The following is a 6,278-nucleotide window of genomic DNA, read 5'->3' on the forward strand; positions in this document are numbered from 1 at the left end:
CCTCTTATGTATGCTGCCCTTTTCTTAAGGACAAGTTAGATTATATATGCTACAGAAACAAAAAGCAATACATATTTAAAAATAACTAGATTTTTTTGCGTTACTTTCTTTTACCATAAAATTTAATAGCTAACTCATCAAAGATTTAAGGTCTCTTCCATAAATCCGCAACTCTTATTTTACATGAATAGAAAGCAATTTGGCAACTAGCGACAGAATTACTTTTAAGCCCGCATAATGCAAGTTAATAATATAATGCTTCTATCTAATCAATCTCCTTCTTAATAAAGCGGATAGCTAAAATCACGGTACCTCCCCTATCACTTTAAAAGAAAACATGCTGTTGATGAAACAATCATAAAAACTGCCGGATCACCTGATCCAGCAGTTATAGTAAATTCCATAATCGATTTCTTGTCAGCCCTTAAACAACGGTTCTAATTAAAATACCGATCTTATCACCTGCTTCATATAAATAAATCGCACAACCATGAAGTAAAGTACTTGAATAACCGCAAAGCTTCCCAAAACAAGGGCAGATTCAGCTGTCAGATTGTAGTTAAACAAACGCGATAAAGCAGTAAGAGCTACCGCGCCATGTACAAGTGCTATTACAATCGGAGAGAAAAACAAAATAGCAATCTGCCGATTCACTACTTTTTTCAATTCTGATTGTGTCAGACCAATTTTTGCAACTGACTGGAACTTGCGCTTCTCCCCGTCAATATCTGTAAACAATCGGAAGTAAAGGAAGCTTCCAGCAGAGACAAAGAACACTATTCCGATGAACAAACCGATAAATAAAATCGGTCCATATGCTTTATTGATTTCATAAAGATTGTAATCAACAGAAAACTCCTTATGCTCTACTTGATCCTCTAACTTTCTACCTGCTTCAATTACTTGATTATCACTTCCTTCAGCTACATTCCATGCAGCTGTGAAAACCGTCCTTACTGGTGTTTCAAGTTCAGTATAAGTACTATCGTTGATAACATAATAACCAGTTAACCCTAACCCTACTGCAGACTCTACTGTGTTACTCGGTTGAATTTCTTTCCCATCTTTCAGCCGGACGCGGGATGTCATTAATATGTCACTAGCTTTCTGCCCGCCCGTGATTACCGCATCACTTTGTTCTATTATGATTGCCTTATTTTCTTCTGGGTGCAGTTCCTTCTCATCTATTAATGCTGCGAATCTGTTATAATCAGAAGCCTTCACTATCAATACAGTCGATTCTTCCAAAGATGTATCATAAAATGTCAAGTCCGCGAATTCCATGTCAGCGTTGATTTTCTTTTCTTCTAAAATGCCATCAATCTGTTGCATATCTTGCTCAATCACTTCGTCACTCTCATCTAAAAATGGACTATACGTATACGTGTATGGATTTACCTCTTTTATCCCTTTTGTAAGATAAGATTGAAAACCATACAGTGACCCGATGGCACTAAATGCAACAGTTGATATAATCGCTACCATGAAAAAGGTTCTAGCATTATCTTTCATTCGAAAAGATAAGTCAGCAAAAAGCAGGGAGTAACGTATGCTGTTTTCTTTTAAGTCTTTTGATTGCCCTTCGTTTAAGATATTTTCCCATACATCATACTCATATATAGCTACTAATGAGGAGTCAATAGAATAGAGCTGCAGCACATTGTCTGCAGCTCTTGCTTATTTTATTAAATACAGCGATTCAGCGTCATAATCAAACCATAAGAAGGATTCTGAAGTAGTATTTATAATAAATTTATTTTCCTCTTTGCTAAAGTATTCCTTATCTGCTAAAGGGTTTAAAACAATGAAAATAGGAACATTAATCTCAGCATTCAAATAGATATTTTCAACCAAATCATTAGTCAAACTACCTTTTTGAACATCTACCTCGTTGTACTCATCTATCATATAATCCCTGTTTTGATCGTTTGTAAGTGGATATACAGGGGTTCCAAGAATACATATTAAGGAATTCTCGAAAAGTAGATTATTGAGTATATTCATAAACTCGCTATTCTCTATTCTGTCCATATAAATTGTATTATAAGCTTTTAAGGTCAGAGCTTCTCTATTTATAATAAAATCTTCTGTAACTATGTTCGTTAACATTTAGGTTCATTCCTTTAATCTTATTTTGGACGTGGATATAATAGTTAGCCGCTAACTGCACCAAAGCCTTTATTTGAGTGGAATAAGAATTCAGAAGAAATAAAATGTATACGTAAACATAAACATTTACGTATACGATGTTTTCGTTTTTTGGGGTAATATCATTTTATCAACCTTTAAATTAGGTCCATCCTTTTTCATTTGAATAAGTTTCGTAATCGTATTCTGAAACATAATCGAATGACAAATCTGTTCTTTGATCATAGGCCTCCTCCGCAATGGTAAGCAGCGCCTCAAATTCCTTATCTTTTGGCATTTTTGCAGGGTTTTGCAAAACCTTATGGAAAACATCTTTTCCTTTTGAAACTACGTAGCATCTGGCATACAAAAACAGATCCTCTGAAAAATATTCATCTTCTGTCTTATAACTATTGTCACCAATCTGTTCTGCGTGTTTTTTCGTGTCCAGTATTGGTATAATAAATAAGCCAGTGTTTCCTCAAACATTTTAATTTTTTCCTCTGATAGTTTAGCTAAGTGACCCACTAAATTGTTAGCTATATCCCTTTCAGGGCCCAGTTGCCAGTCCATCCTTGCTTACCATAGACCAAAAAAATCTTCATCTCTACTAACATAATCTTTCTCTGCTTCTACATTTACTTCATTGTCTTCTTGTTCAACATCAGTATCGGCGTACCCAATCCCAGTAAATTGAATTTGCACAACCCGTGTCTCATTATCCAGGTTGATATGGTGAAGGCCATTTATACTTAAAATACTAACAAGGCTAGCTAATGAAACAAGTCCATTTGAGCAACATGCCATATAAAATGTTTTTCTAAGGTGTATGCGCATACTTGTGGGCGTTTATATTTGAACGATTCATAAAGTTTTAAAGAGACAAAGTCATATTAGTATGTAGATTTATTTTAGATAAGTTTGCCCCCACACTCTTAAAGAATTAATGATAGATGATAACTCATCTCCTTGTTCGGTTAAGAAGTATTCTACTTTTGGAGGCACAGTATCATGTACCTTCCTCTTAACAATCCCATCAGCTTCCAGTTCCCTAAGTTGCAAAGTTAGTATTCTTTGCGACAGCCCTGGTATTAATCCTTTAAGTTCATTAAATCTGACTGATCTTTCGGATAATATATCGATAATGATACCTTTCCATTTTCCACCTACAACCTGTAAAGCCATTTCAATAGGACAAGCCTTTGTAACCTCTTCACTGCAATCACCATATCCTTTTAAGCCATTCCCCATATTCTCCAGCTCCCTCATTAAGTTACAAAAATGTGCCTACTTACATTACATCAATAATTTTTCTTATACTTACTATATCAGTAATGAAAGAGGTTGATGTCTAATCAAATTTATATCATCTTAACGAGAAATTAAAACATATTGTACAGCAACAGGTTAAATAAATTGATAGGGGGAAGACTTCATGAATAAACCAAAGATTGTTCTAATAACAGGTGGAAACAAAGGTATTGGTTTAGAAACAGCAAGACAATTGGGGAAAATGGGGTATGAGATTTTATTAGGATCAAGAAATGAAAAAAGAGGACTTGAGGCTGTAACGTTATTAGAAAAGGAGAATATTAAAGCTAAAACAATGAGCCTTGATGTTACAAACCCCAACTCCATTTTTTCCGCAGTAGAAATAATTGAACAAGAATATGGATTACTTGATATTTTGATTAATAATGCAGGCGTGTTTCTTGAAGGCGATATTACTCAGAGTGAACTGGATTTATCTGTTCTCAAAAGTACTTATGAGACAAACGTTTTTGGTGTATTTTCTGTAACAAAAGCGATGCTTCCATTGCTCCGAAAATCGTCTTCCGGAAGAATCGTTAATCTTTCCAGCGGACTAGGTTCCTTAGCCTTGAATACAGACCCAAAATCAGAATTTTATAATGTGAATACGCTAGCCTACAATAGCTCCAAAACAGCAGTAAATGCTTTAACTGTTTTTTTTGCTAAAGAATTTAGTGATTCTCCTATTAAGATCAACTCAGTTTGCCCTGGATTTACAGCAACCGATTTAAATGGTAACAGTGGCTATCGTTCAGTCGAACAAGCAGCTTCCATTGTAGTGAAGCTTGCCACAATTAATAATGATGGTCCAACTGGAGGCTTTTTCGATGAAGATGGAGTTGTACCTTGGTAAAACAGGGTATGGATTGTACTTTCATACGTAATCAGCTTGGTTAAGATTACCATGCATTTATAATCATGCATATAGTAAAGAGAGGCTTCGGCTTCTCTTTTTTTGGTTCTGATCCGGCTTTTGTATGCGTCTTTTCGAAGCATCGAACCCCTCAACTCGTATTGATCCGCTTATTAGCTTAAGATGCCATTCTAGTACAACTCCTTTTTAATAGTATTACTCCTCTTTTTACGGGGAGTTTTTTTCATTAATACTTTAGAATAAAAAAAGCCTACTTCCCTAATGGAAGCAGGCATATTGCTATTATACCTTTACATATTTTGCGGAAGCAGTTATATATAACCCAGACTTTATTTGGTACATCTTAGAGCCATTCACCCTCAATTCACGCGTTATGGTGAAAGCTTCGCCAGGTTTAACTTTAACTCTCTTGTCATTCCAATTGGCGCTTTTATATGTCCATAGCCAGCCATCGTTCGGCGGTATCAATTGCCCAGGTTCACCCGTACTTTGCCACCATGATTCTACTTTTGGCTTAGCTGTGTCATTCCACCATGATTTCACATCATCCAGAATGAATTTAACCTTGCCTTCAAAGTCCAAGTTCCGGAAGTCTTCATTCTCAAGGTAGTTCTCCCTGAGATAATTAAATCCGTCTGCTAAGCCTTGGAAAAGAGGAGTGGATATATCTGTGGCCACAGAAACTATGGTTTCCTTCCACTCTTTCCATTTGTCCTGATTGTTGTCAATCCAGCCAACAATTGCATCAAGTTGGGGCATCATCCCGGTAAGGATACCGTCACCCATTTGTCGGAAAGCTCGAGCTGTTTGAGAAAGTGCGTCCGCACCACCAGAGAACCTATCATTAGCTTGGTTTATGAAGCCGTCCCAGCCCATTTTTGCATAGTCATCGGCAGTTACTTTCATGGAGAACTCTTTCATTCTCTCGAACTCGCCCATTTGGGCATTAGCGAGTGCCTCCATAGCGTCGTTTACTGTTTTGCCAGGGTAAGCGCAGCCATGTCACTTGCCACTGTAAGGAGCGTCTGTGCTTGCTTCACATCACCATTAGATAATCCAATACCGCGCGTCATCACTGGGAATAGCTCATCCATATTAAATGGTGTATTATCTGCGTAACGACCAAGCCAATCCATGGTCTCTTTTACCTTGTCTTTGTTCCCATCTAACCAATGATCCATCGAAACTGTGTACTGCTCGAAATCCATCGCAGAACCCACAGTAGCATCGGTTAATTTCCCGACTCCAACCAAACCTAAAGTGACAGTCACAAGCGTAGGAATAGAGGTGATCATAGACTTAATGCTTCCAAGCGTACGAGTTACCTTGTCTACAGCTTTATAGGTGATCTCATAAGACTTGGAAGCGAACCTCTGGTTGTAGTTTGCTATACGGCTGACGGTTTTAGTAACTCTATCGATTACAGATATATCAACTGAGTAACAGCGTTGCAGGTTGTTTCGTACGTAAGTAGCTACCTTACGTACAATTGGTGTTACTTTATCCTTGGCACTAATCGCGAATGCATATGAGTGCATGAGACTGTTGTTCATGTAACGCTGCAGCTTATTCATCATCGGCGTTGCTTTATCCACAGCTTTTAGTACAACTTCGTGAGTCTTCGGCATTCGTTTTTGAACGAAGCTATCAAACTTCCGCATTTGCTTAGTCGCCAAATCTTGAACCTTCATCTGGATGGTATAGCTCTTTTGAAAATCTCGCAGAATGAAGCGTTGCAACTTCAACATACCTTTTGTTACACGGTCCTCAAGAGTGACTGTAACCGGGCGTTCCCATCGCTTTCGACGTCTCTCCATCTGATCCAACTGACCAGTGATATACTTCAGCTTCTTGCTGATGCGATCCTGAAGCTCGAATCTTGCTGTCAGTTTAGCCATCTATTATCCTCCTCTCTATTTTTTATTTTTTCTTGGCGTCTGCTGCTTGCTTCGCAAGTACTTCCAGC

General features: G+C 37.6%; 8 protein-coding genes. 1 reads left to right on the plus strand and 7 read right to left on the minus strand.

Translation table 11 applies throughout. The features are described 5' to 3' along the window. Positions 1-441: 441 nt before the first annotated feature. From CHH91_RS17740 to CHH91_RS17755, 5 genes are all read right to left on the minus strand, one after another. Entirely contained in the window at positions 442-1,659 is a 1,218-nt protein-coding gene (locus CHH91_RS17740) for a hypothetical protein (protein ID WP_095224748.1), read from the minus strand. An 18-nt stretch (positions 1,660-1,677) separates the two neighbouring features. Further along, a complete protein-coding gene (locus CHH91_RS17745) occupies positions 1,678-2,109 on the minus strand; it encodes a hypothetical protein (RefSeq protein WP_095224749.1) in 432 nt (143 codons plus the stop codon). Between the two features lie 181 nt (positions 2,110-2,290). Then, positions 2,291-2,590, minus strand: a complete 300-nt coding sequence (locus tag CHH91_RS21500; protein ID WP_095224750.1) for a DUF4240 domain-containing protein — start codon at positions 2,588-2,590, stop codon at positions 2,291-2,293. Between the two features lie 116 nt (positions 2,591-2,706). Next, the gene (locus CHH91_RS21305) at positions 2,707-2,832 is read right to left on the minus strand and encodes a hypothetical protein (RefSeq protein ID WP_286160827.1); all 126 of its coding nucleotides are present in this window, start codon (positions 2,830-2,832) and stop codon (positions 2,707-2,709) included. A 201-nt stretch (positions 2,833-3,033) separates the two neighbouring features. Further along, positions 3,034-3,378, minus strand: coding sequence for a winged helix-turn-helix transcriptional regulator (locus CHH91_RS17755; protein WP_095224751.1), 345 nt, complete (start codon positions 3,376-3,378; stop codon positions 3,034-3,036). A gap of 184 nt (positions 3,379-3,562) precedes the next feature. Between CHH91_RS17755 and CHH91_RS17760 the strand changes: the two genes are divergently transcribed. Further along, positions 3,563-4,291 carry an SDR family oxidoreductase gene (locus tag CHH91_RS17760; protein ID WP_095224752.1) on the plus strand — a complete coding sequence of 243 codons (729 nt, stop codon included), beginning with the start codon at positions 3,563-3,565 and terminating at the stop codon, positions 4,289-4,291. A 303-nt stretch (positions 4,292-4,594) separates the two neighbouring features. Here the strand turns inward: CHH91_RS17760 and CHH91_RS17765 are convergent, their stop codons facing one another. Both CHH91_RS17765 and CHH91_RS17770 read right to left on the minus strand, forming a co-directional pair. Then, complete coding sequence (locus tag CHH91_RS17765; protein WP_141234183.1) at positions 4,595-5,275, minus strand: DUF5776 domain-containing protein; 681 nt, start codon at positions 5,273-5,275, stop codon at positions 4,595-4,597. A gap of 8 nt (positions 5,276-5,283) precedes the next feature. Beyond that, a complete protein-coding gene (locus CHH91_RS17770; RefSeq protein WP_095224754.1) occupies positions 5,284-6,210 on the minus strand; it encodes a hypothetical protein in 927 nt (308 codons plus the stop codon). Positions 6,211-6,278: the final 68 nt, after the last annotated feature.

It is taken from the genome of Virgibacillus sp. 7505 (genome assembly GCF_002272135.1).
Taxonomy (GTDB): domain Bacteria; phylum Bacillota; class Bacilli; order Bacillales; family Amphibacillaceae; genus Terribacillus.

Coding starts and splice junctions, on each gene's coding strand:
- CHH91_RS17745 (WP_095224749.1), bottom strand. CDS start 2,109: ATGTTAACGAACATAGTTACAGAAGATTTTATTATAAATAGAGAAGCT.
- CHH91_RS17755 (WP_095224751.1), bottom strand. CDS start 3,378: ATGGGGAATGGCTTAAAAGGATATGGTGATTGCAGTGAAGAGGTTACA.
- CHH91_RS17760 (WP_095224752.1), top strand. CDS start 3,563: ATGAATAAACCAAAGATTGTTCTAATAACAGGTGGAAACAAAGGTATT.
- CHH91_RS17765 (WP_141234183.1), bottom strand. CDS start 5,275: ATGGAGGCACTCGCTAATGCCCAAATGGGCGAGTTCGAGAGAATGAAA.
- CHH91_RS17770 (WP_095224754.1), bottom strand. CDS start 6,210: ATGGCTAAACTGACAGCAAGATTCGAGCTTCAGGATCGCATCAGCAAG.